The organism is Trichloromonas sp., from assembly GCF_041583255.1.
Lineage (GTDB): Bacteria > Desulfobacterota > Desulfuromonadia > Desulfuromonadales > Trichloromonadaceae > Trichloromonas.
Genome location: NZ_JBFHGD010000052.1, coordinates 1 through 16,872, shown reverse-complemented (window position 1 = coordinate 16,872; position 16,872 = coordinate 1). Strand labels below are relative to the sequence as shown.

The 16,872-nt window shown below is 59.0% G+C and carries 16 protein-coding genes; 6 read left to right on the top strand and 10 right to left on the bottom strand.

Annotated elements, in window-relative coordinates:
* From ABYV89_RS06205 to murI, 10 genes are all read right to left on the bottom strand, one after another.
* On the bottom strand, positions 1–1,615 hold a 1,615-nt coding region (locus ABYV89_RS06205; protein ID WP_432822073.1), incomplete at its 3' end, for a hypothetical protein.
* 484 nt (positions 1,616–2,099) lie between these two features.
* On the bottom strand, positions 2,100–3,470 hold the full coding sequence (locus tag ABYV89_RS06200; RefSeq protein WP_432822072.1) for a sigma-54-dependent transcriptional regulator: 1,371 nt from the start codon (positions 3,468–3,470) through the stop codon (positions 2,100–2,102).
* Entirely contained in the window at positions 3,457–4,959 is a 1,503-nt protein-coding gene (locus ABYV89_RS06195) for an ATP-binding protein (RefSeq protein ID WP_432822071.1), read from the bottom strand. Before ABYV89_RS06195 ends, ABYV89_RS06200 begins: the two co-directional genes overlap by 14 nt.
* A 15-nt stretch (positions 4,960–4,974) precedes the next feature.
* Positions 4,975–5,511 carry a type II secretion system protein gene (locus ABYV89_RS06190; protein ID WP_432822070.1) on the bottom strand — a complete coding sequence of 179 codons (537 nt, stop codon included), beginning with the start codon at positions 5,509–5,511 and terminating at the stop codon, positions 4,975–4,977.
* A gap of 3 nt (positions 5,512–5,514) precedes the next feature.
* Positions 5,515–6,444 carry a transketolase family protein gene (locus ABYV89_RS06185; protein WP_432822074.1) on the bottom strand — a complete coding sequence of 310 codons (930 nt, stop codon included), beginning with the start codon at positions 6,442–6,444 and terminating at the stop codon, positions 5,515–5,517.
* Positions 6,445–6,523: 79 nt separating this feature from the next.
* The gene (locus ABYV89_RS06180) at positions 6,524–7,351 is read right to left on the bottom strand and encodes a transketolase (protein WP_432822069.1); all 828 of its coding nucleotides are present in this window, start codon (positions 7,349–7,351) and stop codon (positions 6,524–6,526) included.
* Positions 7,352–7,465: 114 nt separating this feature from the next.
* A complete protein-coding gene (locus ABYV89_RS06175) occupies positions 7,466–7,957 on the bottom strand; it encodes a hypothetical protein (protein WP_432822068.1) in 492 nt (163 codons plus the stop codon).
* A gap of 88 nt (positions 7,958–8,045) precedes the next feature.
* Positions 8,046–10,445 carry a homocysteine S-methyltransferase family protein gene (locus tag ABYV89_RS06170; RefSeq protein WP_432822067.1) on the bottom strand — a complete coding sequence of 800 codons (2,400 nt, stop codon included), beginning with the start codon at positions 10,443–10,445 and terminating at the stop codon, positions 8,046–8,048.
* On the bottom strand, positions 10,446–11,045 hold the full coding sequence (locus ABYV89_RS06165) for a GerMN domain-containing protein (protein ID WP_432822066.1): 600 nt from the start codon (positions 11,043–11,045) through the stop codon (positions 10,446–10,448).
* A gap of 90 nt (positions 11,046–11,135) precedes the next feature.
* Positions 11,136–11,933 carry a glutamate racemase gene (murI, locus tag ABYV89_RS06160; protein ID WP_432822065.1) on the bottom strand — a complete coding sequence of 266 codons (798 nt, stop codon included), beginning with the start codon at positions 11,931–11,933 and terminating at the stop codon, positions 11,136–11,138.
* A 172-nt stretch (positions 11,934–12,105) separates the two neighbouring features.
* Between murI and ABYV89_RS06155 the strand changes: the two genes are divergently transcribed.
* The 6 genes from ABYV89_RS06155 to ABYV89_RS06130 all read left to right on the top strand — a co-directional run bounded on the left by ABYV89_RS06155 (position 12,106) and on the right by ABYV89_RS06130 (position 16,820).
* Positions 12,106–12,438: a hypothetical protein gene (locus ABYV89_RS06155; RefSeq protein ID WP_432822064.1), complete on the top strand. Its 333-nt coding sequence runs from the start codon at positions 12,106–12,108 to the stop codon at positions 12,436–12,438.
* Between the two features lie 29 nt (positions 12,439–12,467).
* Entirely contained in the window at positions 12,468–13,448 is a 981-nt protein-coding gene (locus ABYV89_RS06150; protein ID WP_432822063.1) for a 2-hydroxyacyl-CoA dehydratase family protein, read from the top strand.
* Positions 13,445–14,218 (top strand): acyl-CoA dehydratase activase, encoded by a 774-nt coding sequence (locus ABYV89_RS06145; RefSeq protein WP_432822062.1) that lies wholly within the window; start codon positions 13,445–13,447, stop codon positions 14,216–14,218. Before ABYV89_RS06150 ends, ABYV89_RS06145 begins: the two co-directional genes overlap by 4 nt.
* 31 nt (positions 14,219–14,249) lie before the next feature.
* Positions 14,250–14,519, top strand: a complete 270-nt coding sequence (locus tag ABYV89_RS06140; protein WP_432822061.1) for a cytochrome c3 family protein — start codon at positions 14,250–14,252, stop codon at positions 14,517–14,519.
* Positions 14,520–14,525: 6 nt separating this feature from the next.
* On the top strand, positions 14,526–15,131 hold the full coding sequence (locus ABYV89_RS06135; RefSeq protein WP_432822060.1) for a putative metallopeptidase: 606 nt from the start codon (positions 14,526–14,528) through the stop codon (positions 15,129–15,131).
* Between the two features lie 309 nt (positions 15,132–15,440).
* Positions 15,441–16,820 carry an IPT/TIG domain-containing protein gene (locus tag ABYV89_RS06130; protein WP_432822059.1) on the top strand — a complete coding sequence of 460 codons (1,380 nt, stop codon included), beginning with the start codon at positions 15,441–15,443 and terminating at the stop codon, positions 16,818–16,820.
* Positions 16,821–16,872: the final 52 nt, after the last annotated feature.

Sequence of the window (16,872 nt, the reverse complement as noted above, 5' to 3'; positions counted from 1 at the left end):
GGCCAGATTCGAGTCCGGTGGAATCAATCGCCTTAACCCGCGCAAAATATGTTTTTCCATCTTCCAGGGCCGGGTAGCCGGTACAATCGCCAAGCGTTACCAGGGTCGCATCCAGAATCTCTTCAAACACGACAGCGGTGAAAGCCGCATCTGCGGATACCTGCAGAACATAGCTGATGGCTTCAAAAGGATCAGGGTCGGTCGAGGACTGCCAGGCAAACTTGGCCATACCGTCGACAACCGATGCCGCCAGGGGTGAAAGCAGTACCGGCGCAGTCGGGGCCTCCTCTTCGGCGTTAACGTAAAAGGTCTGGGAAGCGGCCCATTCGGTAGCGATCTCTCCATCGAAAGCCTGTGCCGTCCAGGAATAGAGTCGATTTTCCTCCAAGGGTTCAGGTGCGATGAATGCGCTTTCGAAAATATTTTCGTAGGTCAGTTCCGCGCCCCCTTGCGGACCAATCTTGACCAGATACTGAACAGCATCACCATCGGGGTCTGCCGATGCCAGCCAGGTCAGTTGTGGCGTGGCCGAGGCGGCTTCGCTCCCGGCAATGGGGGTGCGCAACTCAGGCACTGTGGGCGGTTTGTTGATTTTGATCGGACTGGTCGCGCCATCGATGCCAAAGATTTCAACGCGGCCGTCGCCGCACAGAACAAACAGGCGACCGGTCAGCGAATCAAAAACCGCATCGCGGGGGTCATTCAGCTTTCCCTGGGCAAAACCGGCAGCAGAATAGGCGGATAGAAACATCTTGGTCGGATCGGTGCCCTGCAGATTGAGAACGACGACGCGGCCATTGTAGCTGTCGGCGAAATATCCCCGCCCCTGGCCGTCGAAAGTCATGCCGCCAAAAAAGGAGACCCCAGGCGTCCCAAAGGCTTTACTGCCCAGAAGAACAAAATCGGTCACCCCCTGAATTTTCTTTAGATTGCCGGCAAGATCGTAAACCTGCACCTTCGGATAGGAAACCGGCACCGATGCCCCTTCGGGCTTATGGGTACTCGGGTCGGCAATGTAAAGCTCCCCCGCCGCTGTATTGATACCCATGGCGGCAAGCCCCACCTGTTGCCCGGGGGCTACCCCCTTGCTGCCGAACTGGTAGTCGTAAACATAGGGATAGCCGCCCGACTGTCCCGGGCGGAAGACTTCGACATTGAGACGATCGCCATCGGCCACGAAAACGTATCCCTTGGCATCGATGTCTATGTCATACACGTAACTGAAATGGTCTTTGCCACCGAGATAACCGAGCAGCACACCGGATGCGCCGTCGAGCACGGCCACCGATTTCTGTTCGGCAACAAACAACAGGGTCCCACCATCGGTTACCGCAAGCCCGCCACCGGAGGCAGACACCGCGTCAAAGACATTGACACCCTTGCTCTTGTTGCCGTATTTATCGAACTTGAATACCGCATGCTTACGGGCATCCACGACGTAGAGGTTGCCCTGGCCATCAACGTCAAGTCGAGTAGGAGCAACAAAATTACCGCGAATTTGTCCGAGCGAACTGATCTGCGGAGCCCCCGCAGCGTCAGCAACCGTTGCAGACGCCCCCCCTAGCAGCAGAAATGCCATCAAAATCAGCTGGATGTACGCATTTAACATCTTCATACCGACGCCTCCCTTAGAGCGACCCGCGTCCCGCAATCTCTATAATCAACTCAGGCAAATTTTTAATGCTAGTTTCCTGACTCATTAACCATGCAATGGGGATACCAAGAATTCAACCTGCCTGAACCGGCAGCGAGAAAGGAATGTTTTCTGCCTGCATATCAGTAGATGTGGCTGAAGCATAAAAATTCATAATGAATCAGCCCTGCATCCCTGAACGCCTTATTTCAGCAACAATGCCGATGTTCGGCTGCAACTGTTACAAAGTTTCCCAATCCGCCCCTATTTAAAAAAAAAATAAATTAGTCTGCCCAAAACACCCACTGCCACCGAACAGTACCTGACAAAAAACGGGAAATAACCGACCTTACGTCAAATCACCGACAGCTTATTTCTCCGGATGATCACATCCGGCATCCCTGAAGCAGGCAGTCATGAATTAAGATTCACGACTGTTCACAGTCGAACCCAATGCACCCTCTCATCACAGGTAACCGAATTTTTTCATCCGGTAGCGGAAAGCATCGATCCCCAGATTCAGCTTTTTTGCTGCCTTGGACTGGTTGCCCTCGGAGGTTTCCAGGGCCTGACGAATCAGTTCGCGCTCGACATCTTCAATATCCACCCCCTCAGGAGGCAGATGGAGACTCAGAGGACCGACACTGGGGCCACTGGCCTTGGACACGAGCTCCTGGGGCAGATGCTCCAGCAGCAGCGTCTCTTCATTTTCGAGGATGATCGCCCGCTCGATAATGTTTTTCAATTCACGGATATTTCCTGGCCAGGCGTATTCGGTGAGAAACTTTTCCGCCATCTTGGAAACGCCTTTGACCGACTTGCCGAACTCGCGGTTGAAGTGTGCAACGAAGTGCTCGACGAGCGGCATAATGTCGTCTCGCCGCTCACGCAACGCGGGAAGAAATATAGGAATGACCTGAATGCGGTAGTAAAGATCGGCCCGGAAGACCTTTTCTTCGATGGCCTTGAGCAGGTCCTTGTTGGTCGCCGAGACGATCCGGACATCGACCTGGATATCCTTGGTTCCGCCGACCCGGCGGAACGAGCGCTCCTCGAGCACCCGCAGCAGCTTGGCCTGCATGCCGGGCTCCATGTCGCCGATCTCATCGAGGAAAACGGTGCCGCCGTCGGCCAGCTCGAACAAGCCCTTTTTCTGTACCTTGGCATCGGTGAAAGCACCTCGTTCATGGCCCATCAGCTCGCTTTCGAGCAGGGTCTCAGGCACCGCAGCGCAGTTGATCGCCATGAACGGCCGGTCGGCGCGGCTGCTTTCGTAATGAATGGCCTTGGCGATCAACTCCTTGCCGGTGCCGCTTTCGCCCTGGATCAGAATGGTACTGGCATCGCTCTTGGCGACCTTCTCGACCATGCTGAGAACGTTCTGCATGTGCCGGCTTCGGCCGATGATGTTTCTGGCGCCGTACTTGCGGGACTGCTCGGAACGCAGGTGGGCGACCTCGCGCTTGAGTTCACCGGTCTCGAGCGCCTTTTTGATGACGATCGCCAGTTCATCGAGGTTGAATGGTTTGTTGAGGTAATCGTAAGCCCCCATCCGCATGGCCTTGACGGCGGTCTCCAGAACACCCAGTGCCGTCACCATGATAACGATGACGTCTTCTTCCAGCTCTTTGACCCGTTCGAGCACCGTCAATCCGTCAATGCCGGGCAGCTGGATGTCGAGCAGCATCAGGTCGGGGGTATCCTCTTTGAGGATCTTCAGCGCATCCTCTCCGGATGCCGCCGTCATGACCTCGTACCCCTGTTTCTTGAGGTTCTGCTCCAGAGACCAGCGGATCAGGTGTTCATCATCGACGACCAGAATCTTATGTTGGCGCACGGTTATCCTCTTTCACAATGGGGGCCTCCCCCGCCACGACGGGGAGTTCGATTTCAAATACGGTACCTTCACCATGCTGACTGTCGACCTGGATAGTCCCCCCCTGCTGCTCCATCAGCCTGCGGCAGATGGCCAGCCCCAGGCCGGTCCCCTGGTTTTTGGTGGTGAAGAAGGGAATAAAAATTTTCTCCAGCTGCTCCCTGGGAATGCCCTTGCCGGTGTCACTCACCAGGATTCGACCATATTTTTGACCGCCGCGTTCGACCAGTGAGGTTTCAACAGTCAACGTCCCGCCATCCTTCATGGCCTGGACCCCATTGATCATGACGTTGAACAAAACCTGCTGGATCTGCTTTTCGTCAGCCCACACCGGGGGCAGCTCGCGATCGAGATCCTTGACCCGGTGAATATTCTTGGACTCGGGGTGCTGAACAATGAAAAACAGCGTCTTTTTGACCAGCGCATTCAGATCGACAAACGAAAATTCGGGATCGCCGGGCCGACCGAAAAAGAGCAGGTCGGTCGCCGTCTTGTTGAGCCGGGCAATCTGCTCAAGGACCTCGCCGACGATGGTTTTGCGAGGATCGCCCTCGGCAAAGTCATCGGCCAGCACCGAAATGGCTCCGCCGATTCCCGCCAAAGGATTCTTGATTTCATGGGCCACCCCAGAAGCCATTTCACCAACCGACGCCAACCGGTCGGCGCGCACCATCTGTTGGTAGTGGTACTGCTCAAGCTCCTTCTTGGCCTTCTCGAGATGATTCACCATCGAGTTGAAGCTGCGGGCCAGGCTCCCCATTTCATCGGAAAACCGCGGCGTGATCCGCACCGTAAGATCCCCCTGCTCGACCTTGGCCATCTGCCCGGCCAGAGACTGGATTGGACGGCGGACAAAGCGCAGCAGCAGGTAGGAACTCCCCACCGACAACAGGACGATGATGAATATCGTCGAAAAAGCAAAAAACTGGGTCGAATCCTTGAGCTTCTGGGTCGTATCGGACAAGGAGTAATTGAGATTCAGAACCCCGACCACCTTGTGCCCGCCGCCATGGCAGAGAAAACAGCGCTCATCGGAAACAATCGGCCTGACAATACCCAGGGTATCCTGACTGCCGAGTCGGAAGATCCGGTAATCCAGGCGGTTCTGGAAAATGGCGAGATCGTGAGACCCGACCTGACGACCGATCTCTTCCGGCCGGGCCGACTTGAGAATGGTCCCGTTGGGGTGAAAAATCCGCACGTTAAGCAAGCGGGCATTTTCACCGACCTGCTGCAGAATTGCCTGCACCTCTTCGCTCTGCCCGGTCCGCATGGCGTTGAAAATCGCCTTTTCGATGGTCGACAGCAGCAGGACGGCATTCTCCTGGGTCGAGGCGACCAGATGATTATGCTCGCGCCGGATTTGAAAGAGCGTAAAGATCCCGATGCCAACGGTCAGAAGCAGAATATTCAGTATGATGACGCGGCTGACAAGGCTCTTGAAAAACAATGCGCACCCTGACTTTCATTGGCTGATGGTAGTACCGGAACCGGTCGTCGCGGAACCCCCGGCAGTGGTTCCCTGATTAGTCTTGGACGGCGTATAGGAGAATTCCCACTCGCTGTACTTCATACGGTCAGCGAAATCCTCATACTCTTCAGGGAAGCCGGCTTTTTTGAACGGCTCATCCTCGCTGGCACTGCGAACACCCCGAATCCCCCCGGCAGGATCCTTGATGAACACCCAATCCTCCCCGGTGAAGGGATCGGGGTAAAGCCGTCGGAGATGGCGCACCGGCTGCAGGGAGCGCGGGTCGCGCAGCAGATCGTCCAGGCGGGCGGGATATTTCTGGATCCCGCCGTGATTCACTCCGTAGTAGCTTTCGATGGCTTTACGATACTGGTCGCCACGCCAGAGCAGTTCTTCTTCCTTGACCTGCTGCATGATCGAACGCCAGGACGTCCCGGCCATCCCGGCAGTCAGACCGATCAGCACCACCATCACCAGAACCACCATCAGGGTGACCCCGCGCTGATTTCTGAAGAGCCGGCCGGGATTCATCGGCTACTTTCTCTTGACTACCCGCTCGGCTGCTTCGACGAGATGGGCAGGGGTCAGCCCATAATGGGCCAGCAGCTCTTCGGCGGTGCCGGATTGGCCGAACACATCACGCAGTCCGACCCGCTCGACCGGCACCGGGTATCCTTCGCAGAGGACTTCGCAGACTGCGCCGCCGAGACCGCCGATGACCGAGTGCTCTTCGGCGGTAACGATGGCTCCGGTTTCACGAGCCGCCTGCAGCACCAGGTCGACATCAAGGGGCTTGATACTGCCAAGATGAACCACCCGCGCCGAGATGTTTTCTTCGGCCAGGATGGCTGCGGCCTCCAGGGCCTGTGCCGTCATCAGGCCGGTGGTGATAAAGGTCAGGTCAGTCCCCTGGCGCAGGGTGGCGCCGCGACCGATAGCGAAATCGCAGCCATCGGTGAACACCACCGGCACCTTGGAACGGCCGAGACGGATAAAGACAGGGCCGTCATGAGCCGCCGCGGCCCGCACGGCGGCTGCGGTTTCCGGCCCATCGGCCGGACAGAGCACGGTCATGTTCGGCAGGGCGCGCATGATAGCCAGGTCTTCGATCGACTGGTGCGAGCCGCCATCTTCGCCCACGGTGATGCCGCCGTGGGTCGCCACCACCTTGACGTTCATTTTGGGATATGCCAGCGACTGGCGGATCTGTTCAAAGGCCCTTCCTGCGGCAAACACCGCAAAGGTCGAGGCGAAGGGGATCATGCCGCCGGCGGCCAGGCCGGCTGCCATGCCGACCATGTTAGCTTCGGCGACTCCGGAATTGAAAAACCGTTGCGGGAATTCCTTGCCGAAAAGGGCGGTCTTGGTCGAACCGGACAGGTCGGCATCCAGGGCTACCACCCGGGAATTCTCTCTACCCAGTTCGAGCAGGGTCTTTCCGTATGCATCTCTTGTCGCGATCATTTCGCTCACAGCTTTTATCCTTATCGGTAATCAGATCATCGGGGTTTATCAAATCAGCTTAACGCAACGACCGCATCGCTCAGGAATGTCCGAGATGCTCGAGGGCCCGGACAAGTTCGTCGTCGCTGGGGGGAACCCCGTGGTAGCTGGCCTTGTGCTCGAAAAAGGGAACACCCTTGCCCTTGACAGTGCGGGCGATGATCAGGGTCGGCTGCCCCCCGGTCGCGCCAGCGTTGTCGAGCGCTTGGCAGATGGCCTGGATATCGTGCCCGTCGACCTCGAGGACATGCCAGTTGAACGCCAGGAACTTGGGTCCGAGCGGACCGACGTTCATGACCTTTTCGACTTCGCCATCGATCTGCAGGCCATTATGGTCGAGAATCACGCAGAGGTTGTCGAGCTTGAAATGGGCCGCCGCCATGGCCGCCTCCCAGATCTGCCCTTCCTGCACCTCGCCGTCGCCGAGCAGCGAATAGATGCGCGCGCTGCGGCCAGCCAACTTCGACGCGATGGCCAGGCCAACCGCCTGAGACAGGCCCTGCCCCAATGAACCGGTGCAGACCTCAACGCCGGGCGTCTTGTTCATATCCGGATGCCCCTGCAGGTGGCTGCCGAAACGACGCAGGGTTTTCAGGTCATCGCGGGAAAAGTAGCCGGCCTCGGCCAGGCAGGCGTACAGGGCCGGGGCGGCATGCCCCTTGGAAAGAACGAAACGGTCGCGGTCTTCCCATTTGGGATTGCTGGGGTCGTGGCGCATCTGATGAAAATAGAGCACGGTCAGCACGTCGATCGCCGAGAGGCTTCCGCCGGTGTGGCCGGAATTAGCGGTATTGAGCATCTTGAGGATTTCGACCCGCAACTGCCGGGCCGTCAGTTCGAGAGCCCGAACGGTTTCATCTTTCAGCATCTTACAGAAACTCCCTTTGTTCATCCCCGCAGGGACGTTTATTCATGAAAAAACCGCCAACCCGTGGCTGGCGGCAGGGCCGGGCCGCGCCTGCGCGGCCGGACTATTACGGAACTAATCGTCTTCTCCTATCAGGTAGGACAGGATAATGTCGTCGAGACTGGCCGCAACAACCGCCTGCCGGTCTTTCTCCGGTGCGACAGCAGGCACCGGCACGGGAGCGACCGGCCTGGGTGCCGGAGCAGGCGGGGCACTGGGAACAACCGGAATCTTCTCCGGCACTGTCGGCACCGGTGGGGCAGACGTGCGCGAGGGTGCGGTTTCTTCAGCCGGGCTGGACAACTTCTGGTGAATAACCCCGTCGAATTCACCGTCCTTGAGCCGCCGGAGCATTTCCCGATGCTGCTCCTTCATCAGCCCTTCGACCAGGGCGGTCAGGTTGTCCTTATGACAGAGATCGGCATAGGAGGTTTTTTTCGAGGAAAGGATCGTGCCGCCACAGTAAAGCAGAGTGACGACCTGCGGACTCTTGACGCCGCCGTCTTCGGTCTGCACATGGTACACCCCACCCTTGTACCTGAAATTGTGGTTGAAACCAACAACCATGCCGCCCCCGCAAAGATGGTGAAATAGCAGCTCATTGTTACCACATTACGCGAAATGGCGCAAGAGGTTCCGGCCACGGCCAAAAGGCTCAGCCGACCAGCAGTTTCCTGATCTTGGCGACCGCTTCGAGAGCGTCGGCGGCATACAGGTCGGCGCCGATGCTGTCGGCATAATCCTGGGTGACTACGGCCCCGCCGACCATGGTAAAGGTTTTGATTCCGGCGTCCCGCAATTGCTGCACCACCACTTCCATCTGCTGGATGGTGGTGGTCATCAGGGCCGACAGGCCGACGGCGTCGACCTGGTGCGCCCGGGCCTGCTCAAGAATCCGCTGGGCGGGGACGTTTTTGCCCAGGTCGATGACTTCGAACCCGTGGTTTTCGAGCAGGGTGCAAACGATATTCTTGCCGATATCATGGATGTCGCCTTCGACCGTGGCCATCAGGATCTTGCCCAGGCTCTGTGCCGCAACGCCCCCCATCTCCTGCTTGAGGCGGGCAAAAGCCGCCTGCATGGTTTCGGCGGAAAGCATGACCTGGGGCAGAAAAAACTGGTTGGCGCCAAAGCGCCGACCGACTTCCTCGAGCCCCGGCAGCAACCCCTCATTGCCGATCTGCATCGGCGACAGCCCCTCGCCCAGCGCCCGCTCGACCAGCGCGAGAATGCCGTCCCTGTCCCCCTCGATAACGGCAAACCCAAGCAGCTCGCGGATTTCCGGCTCGGGACCTTCGCCGCGGGGCACCGCCGGGGCGGCCTGCACACCGCCGTATGCGGCGATATACTCTTCGGCCCGCTCATCCTTGCCGAGCAGCACCATGGCGGCACGGAAAGCGTCCATCATCCGTTCATCCTTGGGATTAATAATGGCGGCGCTGAGCCCGGCCTCCAGGGCCATGGCGAAAAAGGCCGAGGACAGAACCGGCCGGCAGGGGAGACCGAAGGAGATATTGCTCACTCCCAGCACGGTGGCCAGCCCGAGTTCGTCCCGCACCTTGCGCAGGGAGCGGATGGTTTCCATGGCCCGCTTCTGCTCGGCGGAAACGGTCAGGGTCAGGCAATCGATAATGACGTCTTCCTTCGGCAGGCCGACCGAGCTGGCGGCGTCGAGAATCTTGCGGGCGACCCGCAGCCGCCCCTCGGCGGTCTCCGGAATGCCCTTTTCGTCGAGCGCCAGGCCGATGATCGCGGCGCCGTATCTATGGGCGAGGGGCAGGATGGCCTTGAGGCTCTTGACCTCGCCGGAAACCGAATTGATCAGCACCTTGCCGTCGGCGGCCTTCAGGCCTGCCTCGAGGGCCACCGGATCGGACGAGTCGAGCACCAGCGGTGCGCCGGAGACGCCGCTCACGGCGTAGACCGCCCGTTCGAGCGCGGCCGGCTCGTTGACGCCCGGAGCCCCGCAGTTGACGTCGAGAAGGGCCGCACCGGCCGCCATCTGCTCCTGGGCTTCACGACGGATGTAGGCGGTTTTCCCCTCGCGCAGTTCGGCCGTGTAGGCTTTTTTGCCGGTCGGGTTGATGCGCTCGCCGATGATGGCGCAGGGAGCGCCCGCCCCCACCGCCACCACCGTGGTGCGGCTGGAGAGGAAACAACGGCGCGGCGGTGGTGTCCACGACTGGTCGCGGCCGTCGAGGGCATCGCGAATGGCCCGGATATGGGCCGGGGTGGTGCCGCAGCAGCCGCCGATCACCCGCACCCCGAGCCGGATCATCCGCTCGTGGTAGGCGGTCATTTCCTCGGGGGTGCCCGGGAAAACGGTTTTGCCGTCCCGCAGCTGGGGAAGCCCGGCGTTGGCCTGGGAAATCAGCGGCAGCGAGGTGACCGAACGCATCTTCTCGAGAATGGTGTAAATGCCATCGACGCCGAGGCCACAGTTGGAGCCGACCACTTCGACACCGAGCGCCTCAAGGGTCACGGCGGCGGCCTCCGGCGGGGTGCCGAGCACACTGCGGCCGCCGTCATCGAAGGTCATCAGTGCCATCACCGGCAGCGCCGAGAATTCCCGGCAGGCAATTACCGCAGCCCGCAATTCGCGGATATCGAGAAAGGTCTCGAGGGTAATCAGATCGGCCCCCGCTTCAGCAAAAGCGGCGACCTGCTCACCGAAGATCTCGACCATTTCATCGAAACCGGCATCGCCGACCGGCTGCAGAAAACGCCCGGTCGGGCCGATCGAGGCCGCAACAAAACGGCCATTCCCGGCCGCCCGACGAGCGATTTCGACCCCGGACCGATTGATTTCGGCGACCTTTTTTTCAAGCCCGTAGTGGGCCAGCTTGACCCGGCTGCCACCGAAGGTGTTGGTCACCAGGATATCGGCACCGGCGTCGGCATACTCACGGTGCACCGACTCGACCACTTCGGCGGCATTGATATTCATCTCTTCCGGGGAGCCACCCGCTTTCAGGCCGCGCTCCTGGAGCATGGTGCCCATGGCGCCGTCGAGCACCAGCACCCGGTCGTTGATCAATCGCAGAAAGTTCGCCATCTATTCTCCTCCAGGGCGCGCTGCGCCCTTATTAACTGGTAATCGTCCAAAATCAAAATCGGCGGCAATCGGGTCACGCAGGTCGACATGCCCCTTGAGCGTCTCCACCGGGGCACCTTCGATCAGGATCCGCACCTGGCGGATATGCGGAAAATTCACCGCCAGGGTATTGGCCAGTGCGTGCACCGTCAGCAATTCAGACATGCTGCCGCCCGGATGTCCGGCTACAAGCTCCCGACTGAAGCTGACGATGGCCGTCGCGCCATCGACCGAAATTTTCTGCACCAAAACGCGGGAGGAGAGCACCGCCACCCGTTCACCGGTCGGCCCGGCAATCAGAGCCTGCAGGGTCGCCCGCAAGCAGTCTTCCTCGGCCAGGCAATCCTCGATTTCGCGCATTTCGGATTCCAGGCCGATCCCCTCCGAAGACGCAAAGTAAAGCAGTACCTCGCGAAGCTGGCGCGTCGGTTCCATCGATTCCGACAGTTCCGGCGCCATCTTTGGGGCCAGCAGATACTGGCGGGCCACCATGGCCCCAATGGCCAGGAGCACAACCAGTACCGCCAACAGTAAAAGTCGGGACTTAAAAGGTCCTTGCATAGGGAGCCTCCGCAACAGTCATATATCGTCGATCCGGCAGGAAAAGAGCGCCGCTGTACCTGCAGGAATAGTTACAATCCAGGGCCCGCGTCAGTCCAGCGACACCTGAGTCACCCCGTGCAGGGAATGGCCAAGAAAGGCACCGCCGACGCGAACGAAGCGGGTCGGGATGTCGGTCACAAAAAACCGCGGTTGGCCCGGCGAACTCTGGCGCGGGAGCTTGCGACCGTTGAGCATGGCGTCCACGGTGCTGGAGGTTTCTTCGGCCGAGTCGACCAGGGCAACCCCGTCTCCCAGCACCTGGCGCAGGGTATTTTTCAGTAGCGGGTAGTGGGTGCAGCCGAGCACCAGGGTATCGATGCCGTTCTCCACCAGGGGAACCAAATATTCCCGGGCCGTGAGCAAAGCCACCGGATGCTCGGCCCAACCCTCTTCGGCCAGCGGAACAAAAAGCGGACAGGGGGCGGAAAAAACCTCGACGGACGGGTCCAGGGCATGGATGGCCCGGGCATAAGCCCCGCTGGCGATGGTTCCTTCCGTGCCGATAACGCCAATCCGGCGATTGCGAGTGACCGCCACCGCCTTGCGGGCCCCCGGCTCGATCACTCCCACTACCGGCAGATTGAAATGCTCTTCCAGTTCAGTCAGAGCCACCGAAGAGGCCGTGTTGCAGGCTACCACCAGCATTTTGACCCGCTGCTCAACCAGAAAAGCCGCTGCTTCAAGGGCATAACGCAACACCGTTCGCGGGCTCTTGGTGCCGTAGGGAACGCGGGCGGTATCACCCAGATAAATCAGTTCCTCTCCGGGGAGCATGCGTAACATCTCCTTGAGTACGGTCAGTCCGCCAACCCCGGAATCAAATACTCCAATCGCACGTTCAGGCAAGGCTTAATCTTCTTTCCAAGAGATAAAAAAACAAGTTTGTGATAGTAGATAAGCCCCCGTTGAAAGTCAAGGCCCTCAGGGCTTTTGGGCTTTACCTTTAGACCAAAAAGCTGATATGTTTCTAGGATATCAGACAGGGACGTCAACATTTCCGGTCGACAGGGGTATTCTCATGGATTTTTCGATAATTATTGAATTTCTCCAGCGCTTTGAAACAGCCAAGGTCGTTGCCTACATGCGCACCCTCGACATGACTACCCTGCTGCACAACCCCTGGCTGCTCGGCGGCGTCGGCGGCCTGGCGGTGGCCGCCCTGCTGCTGCGCTGGCGCCTGCTGCTGGTCACCCTGTTCACCGTTTCGAGCCTGACCGGACTGATCGCCTACACCCTCGAGCAGGAGAAATCGGCGGGAGCCCTGGGCATCGAACCACTCGTAATATTCGTCATGATCGGGGCTACGATTGTCCTGCTTGCCATCTACTTTCTTTTTATCAAAGCCGAGTAGTTCCCTACCCCTTTTTTCAGACACGAGCAATGGTCGGATTCACCACAACCATCCCCCTGGAGATCCTGATTGCCGCAGGGCGGCAGCCGGTCGATCTCAACAATATCTTCATTACCGACCCCGATCCCCAGGGCCTGATCGAAGAAGCCGAGATTGCGGGGTTCCCGCGCAATATCTGCGGCTGGATCAAGGGGCTCTACAGCGTGGCCCTGCGCCGCGGCATCCGCGAAATCATTGCCGTCACCGAAGGGGACTGCTCCAATACCAAGGCGCTGATGGAAGTGCTCACCCTGAACGGGATCAGCACCATCCCCTTTGCCTACCCCTATGACCGGACCCCGGCAACCCTGGCCCACGAGATCGGCAAACTGGCCACCCATTTCGGCGTCAGCATCGAACAATGCGAAGCCGCCCGGAAACAACTGGCCGGGGTGCGCCAAAAGGTTCACGAAATCGATCGCCTGTGCTGGGAAGAGAACCGGGTCAGCGGAGGGGAAAGCCACTATTATCAGGTCTGCACCTCGGATATGAACGGCTGTGTCGAAAGCTTTGAAAACGAGGTCGATGCTTTTCTTGCCGAGGCCCGCCAGCGCGAACCGCTCGGACAATCCCTGCGCCTGGCCTATATTGGCGTACCACCGATCATGACCGGGCTGTACGAGGCCTTCGAAGAGATGGATGCCCGGGTCGTGTTCAACGAAACCCAGCGGCAGTTCTCCATGCCCTTCGCCGTCGACTCCCTTGTCGAACAATACCGGCGCTACACCTATCCCTACGATATCTTCACCCGGCTTGACGACATCGAGCAGGAACTCGCCCGCCGGCAGGTCGACGGACTGATCCATTACGTGCAGTCATTCTGTTTTCGCCAGGTCGAGGACCTGATCGTGCGCAAACGGCTCAAGGTGCCGATCCTCACCCTTGAGGGGGATCGCCCGGGGCCGCTCGACGCCCGCACCCGCATCCGCATCGAAGGGTTTGTCGAAATGCTCAAGGCGCGAAAACCATGACCGGGCTCGGCATCGATCTGGGGAGCCGCCAGGCCAAGTTCGCCGCCATCGACGGCGAGCAGCTGCTCTGGCTGAAGACTTTCGACACCATCCCCTTCTACAAGCAGTACGGCAGCATGCGGGACGGCAAGCTGGTGCTCGACTTTGCCGCCATGGGGATCCTGTCATCGGAAGAGCTGGCTGCCACGCCGCTGGTCGTCACCGGCTACGGCCGCAACACCCTCGATCTGGCCGGCGGCCGCGTGATCCCGGAAATTCAGGCCCACGTTGCCGGGGCCAAATCCCAGACCGGTCTCACCACCTTCACCCTGCTGGACATGGGCGGACAGGACTCGAAGGTCGCCCGCGTCGAAGAGGGTATTTTGGTCGACTTCGCCATGAACGACAAGTGCGCCGCCTCCTCGGGACGGTACCTGGAAAACATGGCCAAGGTGCTGGATATCTCCATCGAGGAAATGTCCAGCCATCACCGCAACCCGGTGCCGCTCGACGCCACCTGCGGGATTTTCGGCGAAAGCGAGCTGATTGGCAAGATCATTGAGGGGCACCCCCTTGAAACCCTCTGTGCCGGGGTCAACAACACCCTGATCAAGCGGGTTGCGCCGATGCTCCGGCGCTTTCCCCTGGACATCATCATCCTGACCGGCGGTGTCGCCAAGAGTCCGGCCTTCTTCGAACTGCTGCGCGAGGCGACCGGCGCCGACATCCGGGTTCCCGAACATCCTCAGCACAACGGCGCCATCGGCTGCGCCCGTATCGCCGGTGCCTGACCGGCGCACACCAACCTATCACGAGGTAACCATGTCTCTAAAAAAACGTGACCTGACCTTTCTTGCCGTCGTTGCCGCCGTCTTCGGCGTCTTTTACCTGATTTCCGGAGACATCAAAACCGCCCGGGTCCCCTATGACGACAACCATAAGCAATATCTTGCCGTAGTCCAGACTGACGGTAAAATGGCCGCCGAAAAATTCTGCGGTGAGTGCCACCAGCCGGACGGTTCGGCCCCCTTTCCCAAAGACCACAAATCCCGTGACCGCTGCCTGATCTGCCACAAGTGGGAAGAGCGTTAACTCCCCATGAAAGGATCGTCGGCCAGCATCGACTTCTCGGCCGAACTGGACACCCTGACCAGGGAGTTGTGCCGCCGCATCCCCGAACTGGGCCACATCGACCCGGATCGGCTGCTCTTTTCCATTGCCCGCTCGCGAGCCGAAGGGACCCACGGCACCTATGCCCGCATCGCCCCCCTGCGCTTTGCCGGCGGCGCCCGCGAACACACCCGCCGCCGCGGCCCCTGGCGGGAAACCTTCCGGCTGCCGGAGCTACACCACCAGCAGCGGGAAATCTACTACCTGATCACCATATTTATCCCCCGCTTCCTGCGTCTCTCCTTCGAGCAGAAACTGTCGACCATCGTCCACGAGCTGTACCACATCTCTGAAACCTGCGACGGCGACATCCGCCGCTTTGCCGGCCGCAATTTTGCCCACGGCTCTTCCCGCACCGCCTACAACCGGATCATCAAGCAACTGGTCGACCGCTACCTGGCCGGCAATCCGCCCGAATCACCGCTGACATTCCTGCACCTCGACGAAATCAGCTGGCAGCAGCAGCACGTCCACATCAGCGGCATCACCACCCCCGTTCCCCGGGCCCGCCTGGTTGCGCGTTCACGCAGCTGACTCACCTTGCCGCACCCGATTTCACAAGCTAAGCCCTTGTTTTAATGTGTGTTTTTGTATTGCATAATTCTCATATTCGGCTTGACTTGCCCCAACCATGAATTACACTTGCCCAACCTAGTAGTTAGGCATACGCCTCTACCGGAACCTGAGACCCATTGGCCGGCCGCCAGAAAACAACCCCTGCGGCAGAGCCAACAGAGCTTTCACTAAATCAATACGGCAGGAAAGGAGGTGAACCCGTTACGGCAGACCATTTGAACGCCGGCCGCATTAACGAACAACCCAAATGAATAAGAGGAGACCCCAATGAAAAAATCATGTTTTGGCCTTACTGCTGCAATGCTGGCACTTGCACTGACATTCGCAACCGTCCCGAACGCTTCAGCAGACGTGCCCCCCCCCCCTGTTAACCAGACGCTAGGCATCTTTGACGCCACCATTGACTTTACTCAACCGAACATCAACCGTGAATTTTGTCAGGTATGTCATGAAGGCAGCCAAGTCGAACGCCATCATGCCCTGGTCACCCCCGAATTCGGCTGTTTTGAGTGCCATGTGGTCCACGACGGATCATTTGCCAATTTCCGCGAGTGCACAACCTGCCACGAAACCTCGCCGCATCACACCACCGCCGATGCCCAGGCCCGCCACTGCTCGGCCTGTCACGGCAGCTTTGTTGCTGATTACGACGATGGCCACTACATCCCCAGATACAACCCCACAGCCTTCACCCCGCTCACCGGCGGCGTGGAACTCGCTGAAGGCCGTTTCGCCGGCGGCTGCATGGCCTGCCACATGGCGGACGTCGACCAGGGCATCGCCAACAACAACGAAACCCACCATGGGACGGGGCTCATCGAGTGCACCTGGTGTCATAATTTCGAACTGAGCGACAACCGGATGATCCGCAAATGCGAAGACTGTCACGACGTAAAATCCCTGCACAATATCCAGGCCGACTCCAACAATGACGGGATGATCACTCCCGGCACCGAAATGGGCGGCTACGGCCATGTCGGTGCCAATGCCGACTGCTACGGCTGCCACATCAAAACCTTCCTCGCCTTCCAGAGCGCGACGGTTGCCGAACCGACCATTCCTTCTATAACCAGCCTGAGTACTTCTGTGCTGGCCGCCGGGCAATCTACGAACCTGACGATCATGGGCGAGAGCTTTGTCAACACCTCGCTAGGCCAAACCTTCACCCCCGTGGTCGAAGTCACCAATGGAGATGAGGTGATCCTTCTGTATCCCCTTCCGTCTTTCAACTCCCAAAAGTTGACCACCCCACTTCCCGCGACTCTCGAACCAGGCAATTATGATCTGCGCGTGAAAAAAGATGAGGTGGTGAGCAACAAGGTGACCTTGACCGTGACAGCAGCCGTTGAGATCCAATCTGCCATTATCAACAGGAACCAAATAGTCATAACCGGATTCGATTTCGGCAACCGGACCGGCGAGACACTGCGGGACAATTCGCTAGGCACCGTTATGTCCTGGTCTGACAAAAAAGTCGTCACCCGGATTCCTGATGCGATGGCTGGCCAAACGGTAACCCTGGTAACAGCATCCGGCTCCGTCGCCAGTGCCAAAATCGCCGCGAGCAAATACATAAAAAAGAACACCCTTAAAGAAAAATTTGAAAAAAAGGTAAAAGACAGAATTAATTCAATACTTAATAAATAGTCTGGGAAGATTGAATCGAAGCATTGGTTGATAGACCTGGTGCCGGGAGCGG

Bases quoted from the DNA above. Each gene is read 5' to 3' on its own strand.
- ABYV89_RS06190 (WP_432822070.1), bottom strand. From the start codon at position 5,511: ATGAATCCCGGCCGGCTCTTCAGAAATCAGCGCGGGGTCACCCTGATG.
- ABYV89_RS06185 (WP_432822074.1), bottom strand. From the start codon at position 6,444: ATGATCGCGACAAGAGATGCATACGGAAAGACCCTGCTCGAACTGGGT.
- ABYV89_RS06180 (WP_432822069.1), bottom strand. From the start codon at position 7,351: ATGCTGAAAGATGAAACCGTTCGGGCTCTCGAACTGACGGCCCGGCAG.
- ABYV89_RS06175 (WP_432822068.1), bottom strand. From the start codon at position 7,957: ATGGTTGTTGGTTTCAACCACAATTTCAGGTACAAGGGTGGGGTGTAC.
- ABYV89_RS06170 (WP_432822067.1), bottom strand. From the start codon at position 10,445: ATGGCGAACTTTCTGCGATTGATCAACGACCGGGTGCTGGTGCTCGAC.
- ABYV89_RS06165 (WP_432822066.1), bottom strand. From the start codon at position 11,045: ATGCAAGGACCTTTTAAGTCCCGACTTTTACTGTTGGCGGTACTGGTT.
- ABYV89_RS06155 (WP_432822064.1), top strand. From the start codon at position 12,106: ATGGATTTTTCGATAATTATTGAATTTCTCCAGCGCTTTGAAACAGCC.
- ABYV89_RS06150 (WP_432822063.1), top strand. From the start codon at position 12,468: ATGGTCGGATTCACCACAACCATCCCCCTGGAGATCCTGATTGCCGCA.
- ABYV89_RS06145 (WP_432822062.1), top strand. From the start codon at position 13,445: ATGACCGGGCTCGGCATCGATCTGGGGAGCCGCCAGGCCAAGTTCGCC.
- ABYV89_RS06140 (WP_432822061.1), top strand. From the start codon at position 14,250: ATGTCTCTAAAAAAACGTGACCTGACCTTTCTTGCCGTCGTTGCCGCC.
- ABYV89_RS06135 (WP_432822060.1), top strand. From the start codon at position 14,526: ATGAAAGGATCGTCGGCCAGCATCGACTTCTCGGCCGAACTGGACACC.
- ABYV89_RS06130 (WP_432822059.1), top strand. From the start codon at position 15,441: ATGAAAAAATCATGTTTTGGCCTTACTGCTGCAATGCTGGCACTTGCA.